Genomic DNA, 23,226 nt, shown 5'->3' on the forward strand with positions numbered 1-23,226 from the left:
CGGTCCGGGGCGGCGGCCCGCGGTGCGGGCGGGCGAACCGGGTGTTCAGGTGTGCTGGAGCACCAGCTCGTCCTTGAGCGAGGCCCGGATCTGGTCGCGCAGTTCCTTGGAGTCGGTGTGCCCGTGGACCGACACCGCGTGTTCGGCGGCGGCCTTGACGACCTCGTCCTCCTGGCCGGTGATGGCCAGCGTGCAGTCGGTCTCGCTCGGGAAGTCCCGGCAGTCGATGACCTTGCGCATGGTCGACCTCCCGACCCGCCGCGCTGCCGCGCCCGTCGGCGGGGCCGCCGACCGACCCGGAGGACCGGCGGGTGGCGGCAGGAGCGTGTCGCGGAACCATTCTCCCTCCGCCCCGCCGTTCCGATAACCAGGGACCGGTCCGATAGTTTTGGGGGCGCACCACCTCCGGCGCCGCACCTGCCGGAGCCGCGGCACCACCCACCGAGTGACCCCGAGAGACGAGGACGTCCGCCAGCATGACCGAGACCGCAGCCCTGCCCGGCTTCGCCGGCCGGACGTACCTCTTCCAGGTCGACAACGGCGCCGCCTTCCGCAACGCCTACTCGGCCGACGGCAAGCGGCTGCGCTGGGAGGGCCTCGGCGAGTCGGCGGGCCAGTGGGACGACGTGGCGCTGCACGTCGTCGAGGTCGCTCCGCAGGTGTACTTCGTCAGCTGGACCGAGCGCAGCGGGCTCACGGTCAGTCACGTGATGGACCTGGGCACGCTGACCGTGCGGGTCTTCTGGACCTACGAGGGCGAGGGCGGCCGGGTCGGCGAGCTGCACACCGGGACGCTGGAGCCGGTGGTCTGAGTCGCTGGTCCGAGTCGCTGGTCTGCGCTGGTGAGCTGAGCCGGTGAGCTGAGCCGAAACCCCTGGACGGCCCGTCGGAGACTCCTCCGACGGACCGTCAGTTCGTCTCTGCCGCCTGGCAGTTCACTCCTGCTCGGGCCACAGGCGGAGCCCCGCGGTGAGTTCGCGCAGGCAGCGGGCGGCCAGCGGCCCCGGGGCGTCCGGACCCGAGGTCGGCGCCGGCTCGGCCGCCGCCCAGCGCTCCAGGGCGACCCGGATCGCCGCCGTGGCGGCCGCCGCCGCGAGCCGCACCTCCAGCGGGTCGGCCCCGGCCCCGCAGCGCTCGGCCAGGATCGGCACCAGCGCCTCCTCCGAGTCCTGGTGCACCCCCTGCCAGACCCGGCGCAGCCCCGGGTCGGTGAGCAGCGCCCGGGTCCAGCCCAGCGCCGCCGCCCCCCGCTCGTCCACGGGCGTGAGCGCCTCCAGCGCCGCCCGCTCCAGCACCTCGGGCACCGGCAGCCCGGCCGGGCCCGCGGCGATCAGCTCCAGCCAGCGCCGGCCACCGGCCGCCAGCAACGGGGTGACCGCCTCCTCCTTGGTGCGGAAGTAGCGGTAGAAGGTGCGCAGCGCGACGCCGGCGGCGCGGGCGATCTCGTCCGCGCTGGTCGCCTCCGCGCCGCGCTCGGCGAAGAGGGCGGCGGCCGTGATGGCGATCTCCAGCTGGGTCTCGGCCCGCCGCCGGTCGGTGAGCGAGGGGCGGGCGGCCCGGGCGGCGGCCGGGCGGGCGGCCCCGGCGGAGCGGTCGGCGAGCGGAGCGGCGCGATCGGTCATGCCCCCAACCTACGCCGCTGCTGCCTATCTGGCACATCACGCCATAGTGGCACAACGTGCCATCTGGGCGTACGGTGGATGGCGCGCCCGCAACGGCGGCCGCACCCTCAGAACGGAGCACCACCATGCAGCGCTTTTCCGGCCGTCGAGTCCTGATCACCGGCGCCGGCTCCGGCATCGGCCGCGCCACCGTGCACCGCCTGCTCGCCGAGGGCGGGCTGGTCGTCGCCGTGGACGTGAACGAGGCCGGGCTGCGCGGCACCGCCGAGCAGGCCGCCGCCGAGGGCACCGCGGACCGCCTGACCACCGCGGTGCTGGACATCTCCGACGAGCAGTCGGTCCGCGCCGGGGTGGCCGCCGCGGTCGAGACCCTGGGCGGGCTGGACGTGCTGGTCAACGCCGCCGGCATCCTGCGCTCCTCGCACACCCACGAGACCAGCCTGGAGTTCTGGAACACCCTGCTGAAGGTGAACCTGACCGGCACCTTCCTGATGACCCGCGAGTCGCTGCCCGCGCTGCTCGCCGCAGGCTCCGGCGTGGTGGTCAACTTCAGCTCCACCTCGGCGAGTTTCGCCCACCCCTACATGGCCGCCTACGCCGCGACCAAGGGCGGCATCCAGTCCTTCACCCACGCGATCGCCCAGGAGTACAGCAAGCAGGGCCTGCGCGCGGTCTGCGTGGCGCCGGGCAGCATCGACAGCGGCATGACCAACAACCCGGGCCTGCCGGCCGACACCGACTTCAGCCTGCTGGCCAAGCTCTCCCCCGCCCTGGGCGCCGGCTTCGCCGGCCCGGAGACGGTGGCCGGTGTGATCGCGATGCTGGCCAGCCAGGACGGCGCGTTCATCACCGGCACCGAGATCCGGATCGACGGCGGCACGCACATGTGATGCGCCATCGATGACAGATCGTCAGATCTGGTTGCCTGATGCCGAGTTCGCATCAGGCAACCTGCCCGGGCGGACCTGCCGACCTCCGCTTCCCCTCGCTCCCCCGGCTAGCCGCGCCAGGCGGCGGCGAAGGCGCGGGCCGGGTTCTGCCGGAAGATCAGGTCGGTCTGCTCCTCCCCCAGCGCCCGGCGCAGCCGCGGTCGCAGCCCGGTGAGCAGGAACGGCATGCCCGGCCCCTCGCCGTCCGCCGCCCGGGCCGACCTGACCACGGTGTCCCCGCCGAGCAGCAGCCGTTCGCCGGCGCCGGCCTCGACCAGGTCCGCCAGGCCGTCCAGCAGCCGCCAGTCGGTCGCGTGGTGGGCGCGGGAGGGCCCGTCGAAGGCCAGGTAGGCGCCGGTGGCGGCGAGGTCCCGGTGCACCAGCGGATCGGGGAAGCGGTTGAGGTGACCGAGGATCAGACTGCTCGGCGGCACCGCCAGCCGCCCGCAGAGCAACTCGACCACCTCGGGCGCCGCGGTGCCGTGCTCGTGGTGCACGGCGATCGGCGCGCCGGTGGCGTGGTGCGCCGCGGCGGCGGCCGTCATGGTGCGACGGGCGTGCTCGTCCAGGCCGTGGTAGCCGCCGGCCACCTTGACCAGGCCGGCCCGGGGTGCGGCGGCGCTGCCGTCGGCGGTCTCCCCGCCCGGCGCAGCGGTGATGCCCTCGGTCAGCTCGCGGATGAAGAGCGCGGCGAGCGCGTCCGGGTCGAGGTCGGGGAGCCGGGCGTAGTGGCCGGCCTGGTGCAGCCCGGTGGCGCTCACCAGGTGCACGCCGCCGGCCCTGGCGAGCTCGACCAGGTCGGCGGCCCGGCGGCCCATGCCGTACGGGGTCCACTGGACCACCGCCTGCCCGCCCGCCGCCCGGAAGGCGGCGAGTTCGGCTGCGGCGGCGGCCGGGTCGTCCAGTTCCTGGCCGGGGAGCTTGGCGCTGCGGAGGAAGAGGTGGTCGTGCGCGTCGGTGACCCCCAGCTCGGCCGGGGCGAGGTCGCCGAGCACGGTGCGGACCGCCGGGGTGTGGGCGGGGAGGGTGACGGGGGTGCTGGGCATGGGGGCTCCGTGGTCAGGGGTGGCGAGCGGTACCGGGTGACGCGTGCCGGCGGGCTTGCCGGCAGACTGCTGACGGGCTTACTGGCGGGCCTGCTGACAGGCTTACTGACAGGCTTACTGACAGGCTTGCTGACGGGATGTCACCAGTGCCGACCGCGCGGTAGCTCGGCCAGTTCGGGGCGGCTGAGGTGGAGCACCCGGTAGCGGTCGCCGTGGTCCGGCCCCGGATCGGCGGTCCAGAGGGTGAAGGTGACCAGCTCCCAGCGGGCCGTGTCGACGGCCAGGGCGGTGGTGTGCAGCTCAGGGCGGGCCTCGGCCGACGCGGTCAGCTCGGCCACCGCCCGCTCGATCGCCTCGGCGGTGTCACCGTCGGGGCCGACGGGGGTCAGCACCCGGGTCGCCCAGCTCGGCGCCGGCCCTCCCGTCACCGCCGCGGCCGGCCCGTCCTGCACCGCGAGCCCCAGCCAGGAGCGCACCCGGGGCCGCCCGAAGTCCGCGGCGAGGCCGCGGAATCCCGGCCCCCAGAGGAAACGGTTCGCACCTTCGGCAGTCCGCCAGAGGTAGAACGGCGCATACTGGTTGACCGGCGAGCCGGCCACCCCGCGCTCGCGGATCAGGTAGGCCTTCAACCCCAGGGCGGGGAAGTCGTCGAGCAGGTGACCCCTGGTCTCGACCCGGTGGCGGATGATGCCCATGTCGTAGTCGGCCGGCAACGTGATCTCGTACTGCATCGCCTGCATCAGCTGTTCCCCCGCTCTCCGATGTCGTCGACAGCAACTGTACATACCAGTAGGTACAGCCGCCAGTGATTAATCTGCCAAGTACTGGACAGGGACATGCGGACACGGAATAGTGGTGCTTGAATAGTTGAATCTTCACGCGTTGTTTGCCATGCCCGCGCATCTCCGCGGTGCCGGCCGACGCCCCCGCCACCACCCGCTTCCCCCACCCCTGAGGACCGCCGCCCGCCCGCACCCCCACGCGGGCGGGCGGCTCTGCTCGATGAACGCCAACACTCGGTGTCAGTAAGTTAATTGACGTTCAGTCAGTTATCGAGCCGGTCGCGCCGGTGCGATGCCGGGCCGGTCCGGCTGGTCCGGTCGGTCCGGTCGGTGAACGGACGGTCGGCCGAGCGGGCGACTGACCTATCGTCAGCACGAGCCGACGAACGACGGACGGCGAACGGATCCGACGAAAGCGAGCGCACCCCCATGCACGTCCTCCTTGCCGGCGCCACCGGCGCGGTCGGCCGACAGCTGCTGCCGCTGCTGCTGGCCGCCGGCCACCAGGTCACGGCCGTCACCCGCACCGCCGCGGGCGCCGCCACGCTGCGCGCCCAGGGCGCGGGGGCGGTCCGACTGGACGTCCTCGACCGGGCGGCCGTCGAGCGGGCCGTCGCCGCGGCCGCGCCCGACGCGGTCGTGCACCAGCTGACCGCGCTCGCCGAGTACGACCTGGCGGCCAACGCCCGGATCCGCCGCGAGGGCACCCGCAACCTGGTGGACGCCGCCCACGGCGCCGGGGTGCCCCGGATCGTCGCCCAGTCCATCGCCTGGGCCTACCGGGGCGGCGACGCCCCCGCGGACGAGACCGTCCCGCTGGACGACACCACCGAGGAACCGCGGGCCACCACGGTCGGCGCGCTGCTCGCCCTGGAGGAGGCCGCCGCCGAGCTCCCGGAACACGTGCTGCTGCGCTACGGCATGCTCTACGGCCCGGGCACCTGGTACGCCAAGGGCGGCCTGATGGCCGACCGGCTGCACCGCGGCGAGCTGTCCGCGGGCGCTGCGGTCACCTCGTTCCTGCACGTCGAGGACGCGGCGCGGGCCGCCCTGGCCGCGCTGGCCTGGCCCAGCGGCGCGGTCAACGTGGTGGACGACGAGCCGGCGCCGGCGCACGAGTGGCTCCCCGCCCTGGCCGCCGCCCTCGGCGCCCCGGCCCCCGCCCGGAGCACCGGCCGGGCCGCCTGGGAGCGCGGCGCCGACAACACCCTGGCGCGCACCGCCCGCGGCTGGCGCCCGACCCGACCCTCCTGGCGCACGGGGTTCGCGGAACTGGGGTGAGGCGGGGGGTGGGCAAGACCGGGCCTCAGCGCCCCAGCGGGACCCAGCGGAACCGCCGAAGCGCGACCGCCAGCCCGCCGATCCCCCAGAGCGCGACCACCAGCAGGTCACCGCCCGCGAAGCCGGCACCGCGGGTGTGCGGGTTGTAGGCGGCCAGCAGCGCCGCCGCCAGGTGCCGGACCGGGAAGATGTTCGCCACGTCCACCAGCCAGTGCGGCAGCGTCGAGACCGGCACGAAGACGCCGGAGATGAAGTACAGCGGCAGCACGATCGCCTGCGTGATCGGCTGGGCGGCGTCCTCGTTGCGGATCAGCGAGGCGAGCGCGAAGCCCAGGCAGCAGAAGCTGAGCGCCCCGAGGATCACCGCGACCACCAGCGCGGGTGCCGTCCGCCCCGGCACGTGCGCGTGGTACGCCGCCCAGCCGATCACCAGCAGCACCGCCGTGGTCCCGAGCGCCACCACCACCGAGGTGAGCGCCCGGCCCGCGATCAGCGCGCTGGCCGGCACCGGGGTGGCCCGGCGGCGCTTCAGCGTCCCGCTCTCGCGCTGCGCGGTCACCGAGATCACCAGGTTGACGAAGGAGGCCGCGATGATGGCCAGCGTGATGATGCCGGGCACGTAGTAGACCGAGGTGTTGATCCGGCCACCCTGTACCTGCACGGTGTTGCCGTTCCCGAAGACCGAGGAGAAGATCACCAGGAACAGGACCGGCAGCACCAGGGTGAAGAACCGCGACTGCCGGTTGCGCAGGAAGGCCAGCAGGTCGAAGCGGAACTGGTGCACGGCCAACCGGGCCGCGACGCCCGGCAGGTACCGGTCGTCGCCGACGGCGGGGGCGCCGGAGCGCCACCGCGCAGCAGGGTCCGCGGGAACGGAGCGGGACATCAGCGACCTGCCGAATCCGGCGCGGTGAGCGCCAGGTAGACGTCTTCGAGGCTGGGCCGGCGCACCTCCAGGTCAGGCAGGTCGACGCCGCGCTGCTCGGCCCAGCGGATCAGCGGACCCAGCACGGCCAGCGGCGCCGCCGCGGTGAGCTCGATCCGCCGCTCGCCCGGCCCGGCGTGGGCGGGGTGCGGGGGTCCTGCCGGGTGCGCAGGTCCCGCCGGGTGCGCAGGTCCCGCCGACTGTGCGGGTCCCGGCGACGCCGCCGCCGGCAGGGCCGCCCGCACCTCGGCGGGCAGCTCCGCCGTGCTGCAGCCGGCCGGCAGGCTGAACCGGATCTCGGCGGCCGCGTGCTCCCGCCCCGCCAGGGTGCCCGGGGTGCCCTCGGCCACGATCCGACCCTCGGCGATCACCGCGACCCGGTCGGCGAGCTGCTCGGCCTCGTCCATGTAGTGGGTGGTCAGGAAGACCGTGACGCCCAGCGCCCGCAGCCCCGACACCATGTCCCAGGCCGCCCGCCGCGCCGAGGGGTCGAACCCGGTGGTCGGCTCGTCGAGGAAGAGCAGCTCGGGGTCGCCGACCAGGGCCAGCGCGACGTCCAGCCGCCGGCGCTGCCCTCCGGAGAGCCGGGTCGCCACCGCGTCCGCCCGGTCGGCCAGCCCGACCAGCTCCAGCACCTCGCCGATCGGGCGCGGGGCCGGGTAGTAGCCGGCGTAGAGCGCGAGGCACTCGGTCACCGTCAGGTTCCGCTCCGGCTCGGACTCCTGCAGCACCACCCCGATCCGGGCCCGCCAGGCCGGCCCCGCGTGCTGCGGGTCGCGGCCGAGCACGGTGGCCCGGCCACCGCTGCGGTGCCGGTAGCCCTCCAGGATCTCCACGGTGGTCGTCTTGCCGGCGCCGTTCGGCCCGAGGAAGGCGAACACCTCACCGCGGTCCACGGACAGGTCGATGCCGCGGACCGCCTCGAACGGGCCGTAGGCCATCCGCAGCCCCTGCACCTCGATGACGGGTGCACCGTCGTTCCCGGTCGGCACCGGCATTCGGACCTCACTGCTCCGGCGACGTCGGCACCCACCGGTGCCCTGCCGCCACCGTCCTGCGGCCCCTGTTCCGGTCTACCACCGGGCGCACCGGCCCACCACCGGCCGCACCGCTCCGCTCCAGTCCGGTCCAGTCCGCTCCGGCGCCTTCCGGTACCGCTCACCAGCGGTGCGCCGTGAAGTCGACCGGCTGCGGCCGGAGTCGGCCCACCCGGGCGGTCAACGTGCGCAACTGCTCGGCCATCTCCGCGGCCGGCAGCCGCCTGCGGTCGCCGTGGCCCGGCAGCACCCACTCGAAGTGCAGCGCGGGGGCGGTGCGGGCCAGCGAGGCGGCCAACTCCTCGATGGAGTACCAGGTGACGTGCTCCGCGACGGCCAGCGCACCCTCGGTGCGGGACCAGTAGATGCTGTCACCGCTGAAGCAGTAGCGCCGGTCGGCCAGGTAGAGGACGCTGCCCTCGGTGTGGCCCGGGAGGGGGTGGGCGAACACGCCGTCGGCGATCTCGGTGGGTCCGGTGCCGCGCAGCACGCGGTCGGCGTCGGGGGCGGCGGCCAGGTCGCCCTGGTGGATCCAGAGGCGGGCGCCGAACCGGTCCGCGTACCGGCACCCGTGCGCGGCGTGGTCCCGGTGGGTCAGCAGGACGTCGGTCACCCGTCCCAACGCCTCGTAGCGGTCGGCGAGTCGGTCGGACCAGCGCGGGGTGTCGACCATCATCAGGGTGCCGGCCGGCCGCCGCAGGAGGTAGGAGTTGGCGGCGGCGGTGTGCCGGGAGTTGTGGCCGCAGAGCAGCACGTTCGCGTCGAGCGCCAGCGGGAACGGGTCCGCCGCGCCGTCCGGCGGGCCGGAGCGGCGGCGGATCGAGCGGGTGGGGCAGGCGAACGCGGCGGCGTTCAGCCGGGCGAGGTCGGCGGCGTCGCGCGGTCGGCGCACCACCGCGGAACGCCCGCCGACCTCCTCGATCAGCCCGGGTGCCAGCTGCCGCGCCGAGTCGCAGTTGGTGCAGCGGTCGTCCACGTACCAGTCGTCGTCGAGCATGGGTGTCCCCCGGATCCTGGGTGAGTGAGTGGGCGGCGGGCCCGACGGGCCCCGCCCTCAAGGAGTAGCCCGGGCCGGGGGAAAAGCGGAAGGGGGTCCGGATCTTGTGGTTCGGCAGGGGTGCTGCTCTGCGCCGACGCACTGCCGCCCCGGGCGAGTGAGTTGTTCCAGTCGACGGGTCGGCCGCCCACGGCGGCGCGCACGGCCTCGGTCTTGCCCGGGTCGGCACGCCGGTGAAGTCGCCGGTGAACCGGCCGTGGTGTTCGGTCACTGCCTGTCACCAACCGTGAGCCGGGGCCCAGTCATCGCGCGCACAGCCGGTCCAGGAGCGCGCGGCTCTCCTGGTCCGCGGCGCGGTAGACCAGCAGCCGCAGCTCCGGGTTCTCCAGCGGGAGCAGGATCTCGAAGTCGACGGTGATCGCCCCGACGGTCGGGTGCCGCAGCAGTTTGCGGCCGCGGCCGTTCACGCGGACCTCGCGCTCGGCCCAGAGCCGGGCGAAGTCCTCGTCCTGTGCGGTGAATTCGGCGATCAGGCCGGCCAGTGCCCGGTCCTGCGGGTGGGCGGCCCAGGCCGCGCGCAGGTGGGCGACACCGTCCCGCAGCACGGACTCGCGGTCGGCGTAGAAGCCGCGCATCGGCGGGTGCAGCAGGCAGAGCCACATGGCGTTGCGCCGGCCCGGCGGCACGGCGGCGAAGTCCGGTAGCAGCCGGGCCATTTCGGGGTTCCAGGCCAGCAGGTCGTAGCGGTGGTCCATCAGCATGGCCGGTAGCGGGGAGAGGTCGTCGACCAGGCGGGCCAGCGACGGCGCCGAGCCGGCGGCTGCCCCGCCGCCGGTGCTGCCGGGGCGGCGGCGTCCGGCCAGGTCGAAGAGGTAGTCGCGTTCGCCGGGCGCCAGCCGCAGGGCCCGGGCCAGCGCCGCCAGCACCTCCGCGGAGGGCCGCAGCCCCCGGCCCTGCTCCAGCCGGACCACGTAGTCGGTGCTGACCCCGGCCAGCTCGGCGACCTCCTCGCGGCGCAGTCCGGGCGTGCGCCGGGCCCGCCGGTGCGCGGGCAGGCCCAGCCGGTCCGGGTCGAGGCGTTCGCGCCTGCTGCGCAGGAAGGCGGCCAGTTCCTCGGTGGTGTCCACGGTTCGTGTCGTCATGACCGGTGCAACCGCCAGGGTGGGACCGGCCTTCCCAGGAAGTTCCCTCCCTTATCCGGGGCCGGCCGCCGCCGCAGACTCGGTCCCGGCAACGGAACGCGAGCACAGGAGGACCTGATGGCACTGGCCTTGGACGACTACCGGCTGCTGGGCCGCTCGGGACTGCGGGTTTCACCGCTGGCCCTGGGCACCGCGACCTTCGGCACCGAATGGGGGTGGGGCGCCGAACGGGCCGAGGCCCGCAAGCTGTTCGACCGCTACGTCGGACTCGGCGGCAACCTCCTCGACACCGCCGACACCTACACCGAGGGCAGCTCCGAGCGCCTGCTCGGCGAGTTCGCCCACGAGGAGCGCGAACGCCTGGTGCTGGCGACCAAGTACTCGACCCTGCGCCGCCCCGGCGACCCGAACTCCGGGGGCGGGCACCGCAAGGCGCTGTTCGGCTCGGTGGAGGGCAGCCTGCGGCGGTTGGGCACCGACTACCTCGACCTGCTGTACCTGCACGTCTGGGACTTCCGGACGCCGGTGGAGGAGGTGCTGCGCGGCCTGGACGACCTGGTCCGGCAGGGCAAGGTGCTGTACGTGGCGATCTCCAACACCCCGGCCTGGCAGGTGTCCCGGATGCAGGCGATCGCCGACCTGCGCGGCTGGTCGCCGCTGGTCGCGCTGCAGGTCGAGTACAGCCTGATCGAACGCACCGCGGAGCGCGACCTGATCCCGATGGCCCGGGAGCTGGGCCTGGGCGTGGTCCCGTACTCGCCGCTCGGCGGCGGGGTGCTCAGCGGCAAGTACGGCCGGCAGGACGTGGGTGCGACGGGCGCCGGCCCCGACGGGAGTACCCGTCGCAGCCACAACCTCGCCCTGGGCACCCTCACCGAACGAAGCCTCGGCGTGGCCGGGGTGGTCCGGGAGTTGGCCGGCGAGCTGGGGCACACCCCGGCCCAGGTGGCGCTGGCCTGGACGCTGCGCAAGCCGGGCGTGACGAGCACGCTGCTCGGCGCCCGCACCCCCGCCCAGTTGGAGGACAACCTGGGCGCCCTGGCGGTCGAGCTGACGGATGCCCACCTGGCCCGGCTCGACGCGGCGGGCGCGATCGCCCTCGGCCAGCCGCACGACCTGCTGGCGAGCGAGCCCATCCGCCAGGTGACCACGGGCGGCCTGCGGATCGAGACCCGCCGCTGACGGGAGCCGGCGGGCGCGGGCCGGTGCTGCCGGACCTGGTCGCCGTGGGGGTCAGGACCGGCCATCAGGACCAGCCCACGGCGCCGGCCGGGTCGCGTCGCCTGGAGAAGGGCGCTGGGCGGCCCGCCTCCAGCCCGGCCCGGGCGAGCAGGGCTGGGTGCGCCACAAGGGCGTCGCCCTCCGGCCGGTCCATCCGCTGCCCGCCGACACCGACCCGACCCGGCCCGGCCCGGCGGCTCCCGGTGACCGCCGACTCCGCCTTCGGCGCCTCCCCCGCAGTGCCGGGGAGGCCGCGCAGAAGCGGAACCCCCGAACGAGGCTTCCACACCTGTCGCACTTCGGCGCAATCGAAAAATTCGCTCGCTCGTTCGATTTCGACTTGAATCTTTACGAACGGATGTTCGATCCTGGACCTGTGGCCACACCCGTTCTCCTCCAGCAGGCGGCGCCGGTGCCGTCGGACGGCGGACCGGTGCCGGTACCGGCTGCGCTGGCGGGGGTGCTGCCCGGGGGTGGGCTGCGGCGGGGGACGGCCGTGTCGGTGCAGGACGATGCCGGGCTGCTGCTGGCGCTCGGCGCGGGCAGCCGGGACGGGTGGTACGCGGTGGTGGGGCTGCCCGAGCTGGGGCTGCTGGCGGCCAGCGGGTACGGGATCGACCCCGGCCGGCTGCTGCTGGTGGACGCGCCCGGGCAGCAGTGGCCCGAGGTGGTGGCGGCGCTGGCCGGGGCGGTGGAGGTGATCCTGCTGCGCCCGTCCGGGCCGGTGGCGCCGCAGCTGGCGGCCCGGCTCGGGGCGGTGCTGCGGCGCAGCGGCTGCGTGCTGCTGGTGGCCGGGGAGTGGCCGGGGGCGGAGCTGCGGCTGAGCGTGCGGGAGAGTCGCTGGGTCGGCCTGGGTCCCGGGTACGGGCTGCTGGCCGGGCGGCAGGCGGTGGTCCTGGCCGAGGGCCGGGGCGCGGCTGCCCGCGGGCGGAGCGTGCAGGTGTGGCTGCCGGACGAGCACGGGGTGGTCCGGGCGGTGGAGGAGCCGGCGGTCGGCGGAGCCGAGGGCACCGTCCCGGCCGTGGCGCAGGCGCGGGACGGTGCCCTCGGGCCCGCCGCGGTCGGGGTGGGGCTCGACGAGGAGTCGGGCGACGCGGCGGGACGGGGGCGGCTGGCGGCGGTGTGAGATGACTGCTGTCGAGGACACGGGCGCGGCGCGCGGCACGGGTGGCACGAACGGTACGGGTGGCACGGACGGCACCGCCGGCACCGCCGAGGAGCTGCGGGTGCTGGTGGTCTGGTACCCGGACTGGCCGATCGTGGCCACCGGCGGGGTGACCGGGCCCGAGCAGGCCGTGGCCGTGGTGGAGGGCGGCCGGGTGCTGGCCGGGTCGGCGGCGGCCCGGCTGGCCGGGGTGCGGCGCGGGCAGCGGCTGCGGCTGGCGCACCGGCTCTGCCCCGAGCTGCGGCTGCGCGAGCGCGACCCGGTGGCCGAGACCCGCTGCTTCGAGCCGGTGCTGCTGGCCGTCGAGGCGTTCACCCCTCGGGTGGAGGTGCTGCGGCCCGGGCTCTGCGCGATCCCGGTGAAGGGTCCGGCCCGGTACTTCGGCGGGGAGCGGGCGCTGGCCGCGGCGGTGGCGCGGGCGCTGGCCGGGCTGCGGGTCGGGGACGGGACCGGCGACCGGGGCACGGACTGGGGCGGACCGGTCGCGGAAGCGGCCCCGGTGGGAGCGGCCCCAGTGGAAGCGGCCTCGGCGGAAGCGGCCGCCGGGGCAGCAGCCACGGGGGCAGCAGGCACGGGGGCAGCAGCCACCGCGGAGGCGACCCCCCACGAGCCCCCCGCCCCGCGGATCGGCATCGCCGACGGCGTCTTCGCCGCCGTGCTCGCCGCCCGCGCCGGGGTGCTGGTGCCCGCCGGGCGGACCCCCGAGTTCCTGGCGCCCTACCCGGTCGCCGTGCTGGAGGACGAGCCGCTCGCCGAGCTGCTGGTCCGGCTCGGCGTGCCCACCTTGGGCGCCTTCGCCCGGCTGCCGGCCGCCACCGTGGCCGACCGGTTCGGGCCCACCGGCCGCGGTGCGCACCGACTGGCCCGCGGGCTGGCCGCACGACCGGCGGCCGGCCGGCTGCCGGGGCCCGACCTGGCGGTCGAGGAGCGGTTCGACCCGCCCGAGCTGCTGGTCGAGCCGCTGGTCTTCGTCGGCCGCGCGCTCGCCGAGCGGCTGCACGAGGCGCTGGCCGGAGCGGGGCTGGCCTGTCACCGGGTCGCCGTCGAGGTGACCTGTGCGGACGGCAGCACGGCCGCCCGGCTCTGGCAGCACGAGGGTCGGCTGTCCGCGCCGGCCCTGGCCGAGCGGGTGCGCTGGCAGTTGCAGGCCTGGCAGGGCGCCGGGTTCTTCGCCCCGACGGCGGGCGGGTTCACCGCGCTGCGGCTGGTGCCGGACGAGCTGGCGCCCGACCACGGGCGGCAGCTGGCGCTCTGGGGCCAGGCCGTGGTGGAGGACCGGGTGGAGCGGGCGGCCGCCCGGGTGCAGGCGCTGCTGGGGTACGGCGGGCTGAGCCGGGTCGAACGGGTCGGCGGGCGCGGCCCGGACGAGGTGCTGGTCCGGGTGCCCTGGGGCGAGCGGCCACCGCCGGCCGCCGACCAGGACGCGCCCTGGCCCGGTCGGCTCGGCCATCCGGCCCCCGGGGTGGTGCCGCGGACCCCGGTGCCGGTCCGGCTGCTGGACGCGGCCGGGCTGCCGGTCGCCGTGACCGGACGGGCCGAGCTCTCGGCGGCACCGGTGCAGCTGGTGCTGGCCGGACGGGTGACGGTGGTCACCGCCTGGGCCGGGCCCTGGCCGGCCGTGGAGTGGTGGTGGGACCCGGAGCGGGGCCGGCGGCGGGCCCGGCTCCAGGTCACCCTCGCCGACGGACGGGCCCTGCTGCTGGTCCTGGAGGACGGCGACTGGGCCCTGGAGGCCGCCTATTGACGCAGTGTCAGACCTACCGAACAGCGCACGACACCGAACGGAAACACCCCACCACCATGGGTTTCGACAGCCAGTCCGAGCTCCCCTGGAACGAGCTCCGCGACCGCATGCACGGCCGCGACCACAGCCGTGCCCCCGACCCCGGCCGGACTCCCGACGCCGGCCGGGCTCCCGACCACAGCCGGACTCCCGACCGACCCCACGGCGGACCACCCGGTGCGCGAGCCACCCCCGATTCCACCCCCGAATCCACCGCCGACTCCACCGCCGAGGTCCGACAGCTGCCGATCGCCCCCGCCGCGCCCCGCCGGCGCACCGCCTGGGCCGAGCTGCACGTGCACTCCGCGTTCAGCTTCCTGGACGGCGCCAGCGAGCCCGAGGACCTGGTCGCCGAGGCGCTGCGGCTGGGCGTGGAGACCCTGGCGATCACCGACCACGACGGCCTGTACGGCGCGGTCCGGCTGCACCTGGCCGCGCGGGGCACCGGGCTGCGCACCGTCTTCGGGGCCGAGCTCGACCTGGCCGGCTCGCCCGGCCTGCGCGACGAACACCTGCTGGTGCTGGCCCGCTCCCCCGACGGCTACCGGCGGCTCTCCGCGGCGATCGCCGCCGCGCAGCTGGCCGGGCCGGGCAAGGGGCGGCCGGCGTACGCCTTCGAGGAGCTCGCCGAGGCGCACGGCGGGCAGTGGGCGGTGCTCACCGGCTGCCGCAACGGGCGGGTGCCGCGGGCCCTGGCGGAGCGCGGCGCGGACGCGGCGCAGCGCGAACTCGCCTCGCTCACCGAGGCGTTCGGCCGGGAGAACGTCTTCGTCGAGCTGATCGACCACCGCCTCCCCGGGGACGACCCGCGCAACGACGCGCTGGCCGAGCTGGCCGCCCGGGCCGGGGTGGCGGTGGTCGCCTCCAACAACGTGCACCACGCCGCCCCCGCGCAGGGCCGGCTGGCCCAGGGGCTGGCCGCGCTGCGCGGCCGGGCCACCCTCGCCCAGGCGGCCGGCTGGACCAGGGCGGCCGGCACCGCGCACCTGCGCTCGGGGGCGGAGATGGCCGCCCGGCTGACCCGGTTCCCCGGGGTGCGGGCGGCCACGGTCGAGCTGGGCCGTGCCTGCTCCTTCGAATTCACCACTCTGAAGCCGGAGTTGCCGCTCTTCCCGGTGCCGGACGGGTACACCGACTTCAGCTGGCTGTGCGAGCTGACCGAGCGCGGCGCCGGGCGGCGGTTCGGCCCGGACGATGCCGCGGCGCAGGCGCAGCTGGCCAAGGAGCTGGACGTGATCGGGCAGCGGCAGCTGGCCGGGTACTTCCTGATCGTCCACGACCTGGTGGAGTTCTGCCGGGAGCAGGACATCTGGTGCCAGGGGCGCGGTTCGGCCGCCAACTCGGCGGTCTGCTACGCCCTGGGCATCACCGCCGTCGACCCGATCCGCTACGGGCTGCTCTTCGAGCGCTTCCTCAGCATGGAGCGGGACGGGCCGCCGGACATCGACCTGGACATCGAGCACCGCCGCCGCGAGGAGGTGATCCAGTACGTCTACCGGCGCTACGGCCGCCGGCACGCCGCCCAGGTGGCCAACGTGATCACCTACCGGCCCCGGCTGGCACTGCGCGACGCCGCCCGGGTGCTCGGCTACCCGATGGAGCAGGTGAACGCCTTCTCCCGTCAGGTCGACTTCCGCTCCGCCCCCGCCGCGGATGCCGTGATCCCCGCCGACGTGCTCGACCTCGGCCGGCAGCTCCACGGGCTGCCGCGCCACCTGGGCATCCACTCGGGCGGCATGGTGCTGACCGGGGAGCCGATCGGACAGATCTGCCCGACCGAGTGGGCCCGGATGCCGGGGCGCTCGGTGCTGCAGTGGGACAAGGAGTCGACGGCCGGCGCCGGCCTGGTCAAGATCGACCTGCTCGGCCTCGGCATGCTCTCCGCGCTGCATGACACCTGCACCCTGGTCGCCGAGCACCACGGGCGCCGGCTGGACCTCGACAGCATCCCCAAGGAGGACGCCGCGGTCTACGAGATGCTCTGCCGGGCCGACACGGTCGGGGTGTTCCAGGTGGAGTCGCGGGCCCAGATGTCCACCCTGCCCCGGCTGAAGCCGCGCGCGTTCTACGACCTGGTGGTGGAGGTGGCGCTGATCCGGCCCGGCCCGATCCAGGGCGGTTCGGTCCACCCCTACCTGCGCCGCCGGGCCGGACTGGAGCCGGCCGACTGCCCGCACCCGCTGATGCGGCGGGCCCTGGACAAGACGCTGGGCGTGCCGCTGTTCCAGGAGCAGATGATGCAACTCGCCATCGACTGCGCGGGGTTCACCGGGGCCGAGGCCGACCGGCTGCGCCAGGCGATGGGGGCCAAGCGCTCGCACCAGCGGGTGGCCGAGCTGCGGCAGCGGCTGCTGGACGGGATGGCCGCCCGCGGCATCCCGCCCGAGGTGGCCGAGGACGTCTTCACCAAGATCGAGGCCTTCTCCAACTACGGCTTCCCGGAGTCGCATTCGATCAGCTTCGCCTACCTGGTGTACGCCAGCGCCTGGCTCAAGCACCACTACCCGGCGGCCTTCACCTGCGCGCTGCTGGCCAACCAGCCGATGGGCTTCTACTCGCCGCTCAGCCTGATCTCCGACGCCCGCCGGCACGGCGTCACGGTGCACCCGGTGGACGCCAACCTCAGTGCGGCCGGGCCGACCCTGGAGGGGCCGCGGGACCGGCCGGCGATCCGGCTCGGCCTGTCCACCGTGCGCGGGCTCGGCGACGAGCCGGCGGCGGCGGTGGCCGCCGGCCGGCCCTACCAGGACCTGGAGGACTTCGCCCACCGCACCGGCCTGCCGGCGCCGGTACTGGAGGCGCTCGCCACCGCGGGGGCCTTCCGCTGCTTCGGCCTGACCCGGCGTCAGGCGCTGTGGTCCGCCGGCGCCCTGGCGCTGGGCGGCGGCCCGGGGCTGCTGCCGGGCACCACCCCGGGGGCGGCCCCGCCCGAGCTGCCCGCGATGACCCCCGTCGAGGAGACCATCGCCGACCTGTGGGCCACCGGCTCCTCCGCCACCAGCCACCCGGTCGAGCACGTCCGGCCGAGCCTGACTCACATCGGCGCCACCCCCGCCGTCGACCTGCCCGGTCTGGCCCACGGCAGCCCGGTCCTGGTCGGCGGGCTGGTGACGCACCGTCAGCGACCGCCCACGGCGGGCGGCGTGCTCTTCCTCAGCCTGGAGGACGAGACCGGCCTGATCAACGTGGTCTGCAGCCGCCCGGTCTGGGAGTCCCAGCGGCGCACCGCCCTGGACCGGGCCGGCTTGCTCATCCACGGCCGCCTGGAACGCAACCAGGGCGCCACCAACGTGGTCGCCACCCGGATCACCCCGCTGCGGGTGGCCGTCTGAGCCGACCGGCGGGAACGCCGCGAGCAGCTGGGTCTCACGCCCCGCGCAGCAGGACCGCCGAGAGCGGGACGAAGCCGCCCTCGCCGCCGACGCCGGGGTCCTCGCCGGAGATGCGGCGCAGCAGGGCCAGCGCGATCCGCTCCCCCTGCGCCTTGGCGCGCTCCGCCACCGGCCCGCGGTGGGCGCCGTCCACGGCGGCGCGCCACAGCTGGACCCAGCGGCCGAAGTGCTCGGCGGTCAGCGGCGCCGCCAGGTGCAGCGCGGCGTGCGGGGCGAAGGCGTCGCGGCGGTACTCGGCCGTGCGGAAGAGGGCGCGCTCCCAGAAGTCGGTGATGTGCGGGAGGTGGGCCTCCAGGTCCGTCCCGGCGACCTCGGTGAAGAACGGCCCGATCAGCGGATCGGCGAAGGCGGCCAGGTAGAAGCGGCGCAGCACCAGCTCCAGGTCGGCCCGCCCGGCGATGTCGCCGCGCGGCGCCGAGGGCCCCGCCGTCCCGCTCATCCCGCACCCACCTCGTGCTCCGTTCCGTCTCCCCCACGGTAACCGTCAACCAAGGTTGACACCTCCGCACTGTCAACCTACATTGACAGCATGAGCGAAACCAACCAGCTCGCCGCCGCGGCGAGCAGCCGCGATCCCGCGATCGGCCTGCGCGCCGTCCGCGCCCTGCGCGACCTCGCCGACCGGCTGGAGGACCTCCAGGTCGGCAACGCCCGCGCGCAGGGGTGGTCCTGGCAGGACATCGCCGCCTGCCTCGGCGTCAGCCGCCAGGCCGTCCACAAGAAGCACGCCCGCCGCCCCCTCTTCCCCACCGGAGAGTGACATGTTCGAGCACTTCACCCCGGCCGCCCGGCGAGCGGTGAGCGACGCCCACCGCGAGGGCGACCGGCTCCAGCACGCGGAGGTCGGCACCGAGCACCTGCTGCTCGGCCTGCTGCACGACACCGAGGACCCGTGCGTGGCGGTGCTGACCCGCCACGGCCTGGACCTGCCGACCGCCCGGGCCGCCGTGGTCCGGCTGCTCGGCGGCGGCACCGGCGAGGTGGACGCCGAGGCGCTGGGGCACATCGGCATCGACCTGACCGCGGTCCGCGAGGCGGTGGAGGCCGGCTTCGGCCCGGGTGCGCTGGACGGCCCGCCGGGCGCCCGCGACCGGCGCACCGGCGGCCTGCGCACCGGGCGCCGCACCCGGTTCAGCGACCGGGCGCGGAAGGCGCTGGAACTGAGCGTGCGCGCCGCCCTGGCCCGCAGGTCGAAGGTCATCACGTCGGGCCACCTGCTGGTCGCGCTGTTCCAGGAGGCGCAGCAGCCCTCCCGCCGCGAGCAGCGCCAGAGCCTGCTCGTCCGGCTGCTGACCGACCACGGCCTGGTGCCCGCCACCGTCTACGCCGAGGTGCTCACCGCACTGGACGGCTGAGCCGGGCCGGCCGACCGCGGGTGCTCGTGCCGCGCCTGTCGGCACCCGCTCCGAGCTGGCAGGATGCCGCTCATGACCTACCTCGCGGCCGAGCTCCGCTACACCTCGATGACCTACCGCCGCGCCGGGCGCAGCGGCGTGCAGTTGCCCGCCGTCTCGCTGGGGCTCTGGCACAACTTCGGCGACGCCCAGCCGCTGGAGGTGCAGCGCGCGGTCCTGCGCCGGGCCTTCGACCGCGGCGTCACCCACGTCGACCTGGCGAACAACTACGGCCCGCCGTACGGCTCGGCGGAGCGGAACTTCGGCACGCTCTTCGCCCAGGACTTCCGCCCGTACCGCGACGAGCTGTTCATCGCGACCAAGGCGGGCTACGACATGTGGCCCGGCCCCTACGGCGACGGCGGCAGCCGCAAGTACCTGCTGGCCAGCCTGGACCAGTCGCTGGCCCGCACCGGCCTGGACTACGTGGACGTCTTCTACTCGCACCGCCACGACCCGGACACGCCCCTGGAGGAGACCATGGGCGCGCTGGCCAGCGCGGTCCGGCAGGGCAAGGCGCTCTACGCGGCGGTCTCCAACTACCCGGCCGAGCAGCACCGGGAGGCGGTGGCGATCCTGCGCGAGCTCGGCACGCCGGTGCTGCTCAACCAGAGCCGCTACTCGATCCTGGACCGCGGGGTGGAGGACGGCGTACTGGAGGCGGTGGGCGACACCCAGACCGGGCTGATCGCCTACTCGCCGCTCGCCCAGGGCCTGCTGACCGACCGTTACCTCGGCGGCCGGGTGCCGGCCGGCTCCCGGATGTCGATCGGCCACTTCCTCAAGGAGGAGGCGCTGACCGAGGCCAAGCTGGAGCAGCTGCGGGCGCTGGACCGGCTCGCCCACCGGCGCGGCCAGACCCTGGCCCAGCTGGCGCTGGCCTGGGTGCTGCGGGACCCCCGGGTGGTGTCGGTGATCATCGGCGCCAGCAGCGTGGCCCAGCTCGACCAGAACCTGGACGCGCTGGCGGCCGGGCCACTGAGCCCCGAGGAGCTGGCGGAGGTCGACCGGCTGAGCCGCTGAGCCCCACCGGCACCCCAGCACGGCTCGACCCGCAGCCCATTCCCGTCCCCCGAGCCGGAGTTAGACTCCGGCAGCCGGTGCGAGGCCGGCAACCGCCGGGGGCCGACCGGGCGTCGACCAGGTGGGACGGGGAGGGGGCGAGCGCGCATGGCACGCAGCAGGCTGCTGCTGGGGGTGTTGTACGCCGTGGTCATCGGGGAGGTGCTGCTCTGGCTGGTCGGCGCCGTGGTCTTCTACCTGGTCGGGCGGCTGACCTCCTACCACCACCTGGACGGCGGCGGGCCGATCGGCTACGTGCTGGTGTCGCTGCTCTGGGCGGTGGGGGCCGGCGTGGTCAGCCTGCGCCGGGCCGACCTGGCGGAACTGCGCGACGCGGTGCGGGTGCTGGCCCGCGGCGGCCCGGCGGTGCTGCTGGCGACGCTCTGGCCGGTGCAGGCCGTGCTGCTGGCCGTGCACGCCGCCCGAACCCCGGGGCTCTCCCGGGGGTGGCGGGCGGGCCTGACGGCCGGTGGCCTCGCGGTCCTGATCGGCGGCTCGGCCTGGGGGCTGGCCGCCGTCAGCACCGGCCTGCACCGCTGAGCCGGCCGACCGGCGGCGCTCTCGGAGTGAGCCTCCGTCAGGGACGGCCGATCGGCGCGTACTTGTAGCCGACCCGGCGCACCGTGACGATGCTGTCCCGGTGGCCCGGGCCCAACTTGCGGCGCAGCCGGGCCACGTGGACGTCCACGGTCCGGCCGTCGCCGACGTGGCCGTAGCCCCAGACGGCCGAGACCAGGTGGTCGCGGGTGTGCACCCGTTGCGGGTACTGGGTCAGGTGGGCGAGCAACTCGAACTCCAGGTAGGTGAGGTCGAGCAGGACGCCGTCCACGAAGGCGTTGCGGCGCTCGAGGTCGACGCCGATCCCGCGCTGGGCGGCGGCCCGCGGCCCGCGCTGCGGCTCGGCTGCCGGGACGGCGGGCGGGACAGCGGCTGGGACGACGGGTGCCGGCACGAACTGGGCCGGGACCGGCTCGGGGGCCGGCGCCAGCACCAGGTAGCCGACCATCGGACGGGCGGCGGCCCCGGCCGCCCCCAGCTGCGCGCGGTACTGCGCGAGCAGACCCGCCGGCAGGGCGGACTGCGGCAGCGTGGCGGCGACCACGGCACCTTCGGGCAGCGTGCCGAACAGCTCCGGCGCCACCGGCCACTGGTCGGCGAACTGGGCGGGGACCGGCGCCGGGACGGTCGACGGCAGCACGGTCGGCAACTGGACCGGGGCCCCGGCGGCGTGCCGAGCGGTGCCGGCCGGCGCGGCGACCGAGCGGACCGCCCGCAGGTGCGGGGTGGCGGTGGGCGGGGTCAGGACGGCCGAGGAGGAAGAGGAGGACATCGGGCAGCTTCTTTCGCACAGGACGATGGATGGACGTCGTCTGCGCGTCGGACCGGACTCTGCTGTCCGCCACCGACCCGTGGTCGGATGACCGTGGGTCAGTGGGCGAGCCGGGACGCGCGAGGCGAGCCCGGACAGGTCTGGTCGAAGTGGTGCGGCTGCCGGGACGGCCAGAACGGCTCCAGGTCCTGACGACCTCCGCCCATGCTGCTGCCCTCCCCCGGTGATCCGGCCGCCCGCCCGAACGCGGCGCGGCCCTGGTTCGAACCAGAGCGTTCCATGCCGACCGCCTCCGGGGCAAGCGTCGGTCCGATATCCGGACCAACCGTGAGACGGTCGGGGCATCACCGCAGTTCGGCGGCGTGCCGGACCAACCGGATCAGCAGCTCCTTGCCGTCCTCGCGCCGCCGGGCGTCGCAGAGCAGCACCGGCACCCGGGCATCGAGGTCGAGCGCGGCCCGGACGTCCTCGACGGCGAAGACCTCGGTGCCCTCGAAGCAGTTCACCGCGATCACGAAGGGGATGCCGCGCTGTTCGAAGAAGTCCACCGAGGGGAAGCAGTCGGCCAGCCGGCGGGTGTCGGCCAGCACCACGGCACCCAGCGCGCCCCGCGACAGCTCGTCCCAGACGAACCAGAACCGGTCCTGCCCGGGCGTCCCGAAGAGGTAGAGCGCGAGGCCGGGGCGCAGGTCGATCCGGCCGAAGTCCATCGCCACCGTGGTGGTCCGCTTGGCCTCGACCGCGCTGGTGTCGTCCACCGGCCGGCCCAGCTCGCTCAGCCGCTCCTCGGTGCGCAGCGGCCGGATCTCGCTCACCGCGCCGACCAGCGTGGTCTTGCCGACCCCGAGGCCGCCGGCCACCAGGATCTTCAACGCCGACACCGGCGGACCGCCGGCCACCGTCCAGCCGGCCGACCTCGGCGGACCGTCGGAGACCCTAGAGTGCTCGGAGGCCATTGATCACCTCTCGGAGCAGGCGCTCGTCCGGCAGTTCGGCGAGCGGAACGGGCCGGGTGACGCAGATCAGCCCGGCGTCGTGCAGGTCGCCGAGCAGCACCCGCACGACGCTCACCGGCAGGTCGGTGAAGGAGCCGAGCTCGGCCACCGACAGCGGACCGGTGGCGCAGAGTTCGAGCAGGACGTGGTGCTCGGGGTCCAGCACCGGCTCGGGTTGGAACGGGTCGCGCTCGGCCGGGTCGGCCAGCGTGATCATCGAGATCAGGTCGAAGAACTCGTCGCCGGCGGGTCTGGTGCGCCCCCGGGTGAGCGAGAAGAGGCGCACCATCGGGCCGGCCTCGTCGTCGAACCAGCACTCCTCGTCGGTGGGTTCGTCGCCGCCCCCGGCCTCCTCGGCGCCCCCGGAGTCCTCCGCGACCTCCGCCGGCGCGGCTGACTCCGCGGGCTCCGCCGGTTCGGCGGCCTCGGCGGCCTCCGCCGGCTCCTCCTCGGCCACCAGGTCGAGCACCCCCCGATCGGGAGCCGGACTCGCCGGCTCCCGATCCACTGTCGGCCCGGTCATCCGGCCGGGTGCCGCGACTCGGCGCCCAGGTGCTCCCCGACCCGCTTGACCAGCAGCGCCATCTCGTAGGCGATCTGGCCGATGTCGGACTCCGCATCGCTCAGCACGGCGAGGCAACTGCCGTCGCCGGCCGCGGTGATGAAGAGGAAGGCCTCGTCCAGCTCGACCATGGTCTGCCGCACGCCGCCCACCTCGAAGTACCGGCCGGCCCCCTTGGCCAGGCTGTGCAGCCCGGCGGCGACGGCGGCCAGGTGCTCGGCGTCCTCCCGGAGCAGACCCTGTGAGGCGGCGGTGGGCAGGCCGTCGCCGGAGAGGATGACCGCGTGCCGAAGCGACGCCACCCGTCCCACCAGGTCGTCCAGAAGCCAGTTGAGGTCGCCGGACGTCTGGTTCATTGCGGTCATCGATCAGGTCCTTCCGCTGTTGCAGGTGGTGCTGGGCGTGGAGCAGCCGGCAGGGCCGGCGGTATCGGGGACGCGGCCAGCGCACGGCGCGCGTCGGGGTGGGGCGATCGGCGTTCGGTCGCCGGCCGGTCGGCTGCCGGGGGCCCGGCGGGGGCCGCCGAGCCGGACTCCGCCGCCCGGGCGCCGGGCGGGCCGG

The 23,226-nt window shown here is 75.3% G+C and carries 25 protein-coding genes; 11 read left to right on the top strand and 14 right to left on the bottom strand.

What is annotated here, in order from left to right; genetic code table 11:
* Positions 1 to 45: 45 nt before the first annotated feature.
* The gene (locus tag ACQRUO_RS14605) at positions 46 to 240 is read right to left on the bottom strand and encodes a DUF1059 domain-containing protein (RefSeq protein WP_428316312.1); all 195 of its coding nucleotides are present in this window, start codon (positions 238 to 240) and stop codon (positions 46 to 48) included.
* A 236-nt stretch (positions 241 to 476) separates the two neighbouring features.
* Here ACQRUO_RS14605 and ACQRUO_RS14610 point away from each other — a divergent pair, with 236 nt between their 5' ends.
* Positions 477 to 812 carry a MoaF-related domain-containing protein gene (locus tag ACQRUO_RS14610; protein WP_428316313.1) on the top strand — a complete coding sequence of 112 codons (336 nt, stop codon included), beginning with the start codon at positions 477 to 479 and terminating at the stop codon, positions 810 to 812.
* A gap of 123 nt (positions 813 to 935) precedes the next feature.
* Here the strand turns inward: ACQRUO_RS14610 and ACQRUO_RS14615 are convergent, their stop codons facing one another.
* Positions 936 to 1,622, bottom strand: a complete 687-nt coding sequence (locus ACQRUO_RS14615; RefSeq protein WP_428316314.1) for a TetR family transcriptional regulator — start codon at positions 1,620 to 1,622, stop codon at positions 936 to 938.
* A 125-nt stretch (positions 1,623 to 1,747) separates the two neighbouring features.
* Between ACQRUO_RS14615 and ACQRUO_RS14620 the strand changes: the two genes are divergently transcribed.
* Positions 1,748 to 2,512 carry an SDR family NAD(P)-dependent oxidoreductase gene (locus ACQRUO_RS14620; protein WP_428316315.1) on the top strand — a complete coding sequence of 255 codons (765 nt, stop codon included), beginning with the start codon at positions 1,748 to 1,750 and terminating at the stop codon, positions 2,510 to 2,512.
* 107 nt (positions 2,513 to 2,619) lie between these two features.
* On the opposite strand, the gene ACQRUO_RS14625 is transcribed toward ACQRUO_RS14620, so the two are convergent.
* Both ACQRUO_RS14625 and ACQRUO_RS14630 read right to left on the bottom strand, forming a co-directional pair.
* Positions 2,620 to 3,597, bottom strand: a complete 978-nt coding sequence (locus tag ACQRUO_RS14625) for a phosphotriesterase family protein (RefSeq protein WP_428316316.1) — start codon at positions 3,595 to 3,597, stop codon at positions 2,620 to 2,622.
* A 140-nt stretch (positions 3,598 to 3,737) separates the two neighbouring features.
* A complete protein-coding gene (locus tag ACQRUO_RS14630) occupies positions 3,738 to 4,337 on the bottom strand; it encodes a DUF4865 family protein (RefSeq protein WP_428316317.1) in 600 nt (199 codons plus the stop codon).
* Positions 4,338 to 4,808: 471 nt separating this feature from the next.
* Between ACQRUO_RS14630 and ACQRUO_RS14635 the strand changes: the two genes are divergently transcribed.
* The gene (locus ACQRUO_RS14635) at positions 4,809 to 5,660 is read left to right on the top strand and encodes an NAD-dependent epimerase/dehydratase family protein (RefSeq protein WP_428316318.1); all 852 of its coding nucleotides are present in this window, start codon (positions 4,809 to 4,811) and stop codon (positions 5,658 to 5,660) included.
* Between the two features lie 25 nt (positions 5,661 to 5,685).
* Here ACQRUO_RS14635 and ACQRUO_RS14640 read toward each other — a convergent pair whose 3' ends face one another.
* From ACQRUO_RS14640 to ACQRUO_RS14655, 4 genes are all read right to left on the bottom strand, one after another.
* Positions 5,686 to 6,546: an ABC transporter permease gene (locus tag ACQRUO_RS14640; protein WP_428316319.1), complete on the bottom strand. Its 861-nt coding sequence runs from the start codon at positions 6,544 to 6,546 to the stop codon at positions 5,686 to 5,688.
* Entirely contained in the window at positions 6,546 to 7,583 is a 1,038-nt protein-coding gene (locus ACQRUO_RS14645; protein ID WP_428316320.1) for an ABC transporter ATP-binding protein, read from the bottom strand. Before ACQRUO_RS14645 ends, ACQRUO_RS14640 begins: the two co-directional genes overlap by 1 nt.
* A 160-nt stretch (positions 7,584 to 7,743) precedes the next feature.
* Positions 7,744 to 8,619, bottom strand: coding sequence for an MBL fold metallo-hydrolase (locus ACQRUO_RS14650; protein WP_428316321.1), 876 nt, complete (start codon positions 8,617 to 8,619; stop codon positions 7,744 to 7,746).
* Between the two features lie 302 nt (positions 8,620 to 8,921).
* Positions 8,922 to 9,761, bottom strand: coding sequence for a helix-turn-helix domain-containing protein (locus ACQRUO_RS14655; RefSeq protein WP_428316322.1), 840 nt, complete (start codon positions 9,759 to 9,761; stop codon positions 8,922 to 8,924).
* 117 nt (positions 9,762 to 9,878) lie between these two features.
* Between ACQRUO_RS14655 and ACQRUO_RS14660 the strand changes: the two genes are divergently transcribed.
* From ACQRUO_RS14660 to ACQRUO_RS14675, 4 genes are all read left to right on the top strand, one after another.
* Positions 9,879 to 10,943 carry an aldo/keto reductase gene (locus ACQRUO_RS14660; RefSeq protein ID WP_428316323.1) on the top strand — a complete coding sequence of 355 codons (1,065 nt, stop codon included), beginning with the start codon at positions 9,879 to 9,881 and terminating at the stop codon, positions 10,941 to 10,943.
* A gap of 415 nt (positions 10,944 to 11,358) precedes the next feature.
* Positions 11,359 to 12,108 (top strand): hypothetical protein, encoded by a 750-nt coding sequence (locus tag ACQRUO_RS14665; protein ID WP_428316324.1) that lies wholly within the window; start codon positions 11,359 to 11,361, stop codon positions 12,106 to 12,108.
* A 1-nt stretch (position 12,109) separates the two neighbouring features.
* Positions 12,110 to 13,891 (top strand): DNA polymerase Y family protein, encoded by a 1,782-nt coding sequence (locus tag ACQRUO_RS14670; protein ID WP_428316325.1) that lies wholly within the window; start codon positions 12,110 to 12,112, stop codon positions 13,889 to 13,891.
* Positions 13,892 to 13,947: 56 nt separating this feature from the next.
* Complete coding sequence (locus tag ACQRUO_RS14675; RefSeq protein WP_428316326.1) at positions 13,948 to 17,262, top strand: error-prone DNA polymerase; 3,315 nt, start codon at positions 13,948 to 13,950, stop codon at positions 17,260 to 17,262.
* Positions 17,263 to 17,296: 34 nt separating this feature from the next.
* On the opposite strand, the gene ACQRUO_RS14680 is transcribed toward ACQRUO_RS14675, so the two are convergent.
* Positions 17,297 to 17,761 (bottom strand): group III truncated hemoglobin, encoded by a 465-nt coding sequence (locus ACQRUO_RS14680; protein WP_428316327.1) that lies wholly within the window; start codon positions 17,759 to 17,761, stop codon positions 17,297 to 17,299.
* A gap of 90 nt (positions 17,762 to 17,851) precedes the next feature.
* Here ACQRUO_RS14680 and ACQRUO_RS14685 point away from each other — a divergent pair, with 90 nt between their 5' ends.
* The 4 genes from ACQRUO_RS14685 (at position 17,852) to ACQRUO_RS14700 (ending at position 20,318) form a co-directional block, all read left to right on the top strand.
* Positions 17,852 to 18,082 carry a helix-turn-helix domain-containing protein gene (locus ACQRUO_RS14685; protein WP_428316328.1) on the top strand — a complete coding sequence of 77 codons (231 nt, stop codon included), beginning with the start codon at positions 17,852 to 17,854 and terminating at the stop codon, positions 18,080 to 18,082.
* Position 18,083: 1 nt separating this feature from the next.
* Positions 18,084 to 18,677: a Clp protease N-terminal domain-containing protein gene (locus ACQRUO_RS14690; RefSeq protein ID WP_428316329.1), complete on the top strand. Its 594-nt coding sequence runs from the start codon at positions 18,084 to 18,086 to the stop codon at positions 18,675 to 18,677.
* A gap of 72 nt (positions 18,678 to 18,749) precedes the next feature.
* Positions 18,750 to 19,739, top strand: coding sequence for an aldo/keto reductase (locus tag ACQRUO_RS14695; RefSeq protein ID WP_428316330.1), 990 nt, complete (start codon positions 18,750 to 18,752; stop codon positions 19,737 to 19,739).
* A 147-nt stretch (positions 19,740 to 19,886) separates the two neighbouring features.
* Complete coding sequence (locus ACQRUO_RS14700) at positions 19,887 to 20,318, top strand: hypothetical protein (protein ID WP_428316331.1); 432 nt, start codon at positions 19,887 to 19,889, stop codon at positions 20,316 to 20,318.
* 37 nt (positions 20,319 to 20,355) lie between these two features.
* Here ACQRUO_RS14700 and ACQRUO_RS14705 read toward each other — a convergent pair whose 3' ends face one another.
* From ACQRUO_RS14705 to ACQRUO_RS14725, 5 genes are all read right to left on the bottom strand, one after another.
* Entirely contained in the window at positions 20,356 to 21,108 is a 753-nt protein-coding gene (locus ACQRUO_RS14705; RefSeq protein WP_428316332.1) for a winged helix-turn-helix domain-containing protein, read from the bottom strand.
* A 98-nt stretch (positions 21,109 to 21,206) separates the two neighbouring features.
* On the bottom strand, positions 21,207 to 21,389 hold the full coding sequence (locus tag ACQRUO_RS14710; protein WP_428316337.1) for a hypothetical protein: 183 nt from the start codon (positions 21,387 to 21,389) through the stop codon (positions 21,207 to 21,209).
* Between the two features lie 63 nt (positions 21,390 to 21,452).
* Complete coding sequence (locus ACQRUO_RS14715) at positions 21,453 to 22,064, bottom strand: GTP-binding protein (RefSeq protein ID WP_428316333.1); 612 nt, start codon at positions 22,062 to 22,064, stop codon at positions 21,453 to 21,455.
* Positions 22,045 to 22,572 (bottom strand): DUF742 domain-containing protein, encoded by a 528-nt coding sequence (locus ACQRUO_RS14720; RefSeq protein WP_428316334.1) that lies wholly within the window; start codon positions 22,570 to 22,572, stop codon positions 22,045 to 22,047. Before ACQRUO_RS14720 ends, ACQRUO_RS14715 begins: the two co-directional genes overlap by 20 nt.
* A 50-nt stretch (positions 22,573 to 22,622) precedes the next feature.
* On the bottom strand, positions 22,623 to 23,030 hold the full coding sequence (locus ACQRUO_RS14725) for a roadblock/LC7 domain-containing protein (protein WP_428316335.1): 408 nt from the start codon (positions 23,028 to 23,030) through the stop codon (positions 22,623 to 22,625).
* Positions 23,031 to 23,226: the final 196 nt, after the last annotated feature.

The organism is Kitasatospora sp. LaBMicrA B282 (assembly GCF_050325825.1).
GTDB lineage: Bacteria > Actinomycetota > Actinomycetes > Streptomycetales > Streptomycetaceae > Kitasatospora.

Coding starts and splice junctions, on each gene's coding strand:
- ACQRUO_RS14610 (WP_428316313.1), top strand. CDS start 477: ATGACCGAGACCGCAGCCCTGCCCGGCTTCGCCGGCCGGACGTACCTC.
- ACQRUO_RS14695 (WP_428316330.1), top strand. CDS start 18,750: ATGACCTACCTCGCGGCCGAGCTCCGCTACACCTCGATGACCTACCGC.
- ACQRUO_RS14620 (WP_428316315.1), top strand. CDS start 1,748: ATGCAGCGCTTTTCCGGCCGTCGAGTCCTGATCACCGGCGCCGGCTCC.
- ACQRUO_RS14705 (WP_428316332.1), bottom strand. CDS start 21,108: ATGTCCTCCTCTTCCTCCTCGGCCGTCCTGACCCCGCCCACCGCCACC.
- ACQRUO_RS14625 (WP_428316316.1), bottom strand. CDS start 3,597: ATGCCCAGCACCCCCGTCACCCTCCCCGCCCACACCCCGGCGGTCCGC.
- ACQRUO_RS14670 (WP_428316325.1), top strand. CDS start 12,110: ATGACTGCTGTCGAGGACACGGGCGCGGCGCGCGGCACGGGTGGCACG.
- ACQRUO_RS14675 (WP_428316326.1), top strand. CDS start 13,948: ATGGGTTTCGACAGCCAGTCCGAGCTCCCCTGGAACGAGCTCCGCGAC.
- ACQRUO_RS14645 (WP_428316320.1), bottom strand. CDS start 7,583: ATGCCGGTGCCGACCGGGAACGACGGTGCACCCGTCATCGAGGTGCAG.
- ACQRUO_RS14725 (WP_428316335.1), bottom strand. CDS start 23,030: ATGACCGCAATGAACCAGACGTCCGGCGACCTCAACTGGCTTCTGGAC.
- ACQRUO_RS14700 (WP_428316331.1), top strand. CDS start 19,887: ATGGCACGCAGCAGGCTGCTGCTGGGGGTGTTGTACGCCGTGGTCATC.
- ACQRUO_RS14680 (WP_428316327.1), bottom strand. CDS start 17,761: ATGAGCGGGACGGCGGGGCCCTCGGCGCCGCGCGGCGACATCGCCGGG.
- ACQRUO_RS14710 (WP_428316337.1), bottom strand. CDS start 21,389: ATGGAACGCTCTGGTTCGAACCAGGGCCGCGCCGCGTTCGGGCGGGCG.
- ACQRUO_RS14655 (WP_428316322.1), bottom strand. CDS start 9,761: ATGACGACACGAACCGTGGACACCACCGAGGAACTGGCCGCCTTCCTG.
- ACQRUO_RS14635 (WP_428316318.1), top strand. CDS start 4,809: ATGCACGTCCTCCTTGCCGGCGCCACCGGCGCGGTCGGCCGACAGCTG.
- ACQRUO_RS14605 (WP_428316312.1), bottom strand. CDS start 240: ATGCGCAAGGTCATCGACTGCCGGGACTTCCCGAGCGAGACCGACTGC.
- ACQRUO_RS14615 (WP_428316314.1), bottom strand. CDS start 1,622: ATGACCGATCGCGCCGCTCCGCTCGCCGACCGCTCCGCCGGGGCCGCC.
- ACQRUO_RS14660 (WP_428316323.1), top strand. CDS start 9,879: ATGGCACTGGCCTTGGACGACTACCGGCTGCTGGGCCGCTCGGGACTG.
- ACQRUO_RS14650 (WP_428316321.1), bottom strand. CDS start 8,619: ATGCTCGACGACGACTGGTACGTGGACGACCGCTGCACCAACTGCGAC.
- ACQRUO_RS14690 (WP_428316329.1), top strand. CDS start 18,084: ATGTTCGAGCACTTCACCCCGGCCGCCCGGCGAGCGGTGAGCGACGCC.
- ACQRUO_RS14715 (WP_428316333.1), bottom strand. CDS start 22,064: ATGGCCTCCGAGCACTCTAGGGTCTCCGACGGTCCGCCGAGGTCGGCC.
- ACQRUO_RS14685 (WP_428316328.1), top strand. CDS start 17,852: ATGAGCGAAACCAACCAGCTCGCCGCCGCGGCGAGCAGCCGCGATCCC.
- ACQRUO_RS14640 (WP_428316319.1), bottom strand. CDS start 6,546: ATGTCCCGCTCCGTTCCCGCGGACCCTGCTGCGCGGTGGCGCTCCGGC.
- ACQRUO_RS14630 (WP_428316317.1), bottom strand. CDS start 4,337: ATGCAGGCGATGCAGTACGAGATCACGTTGCCGGCCGACTACGACATG.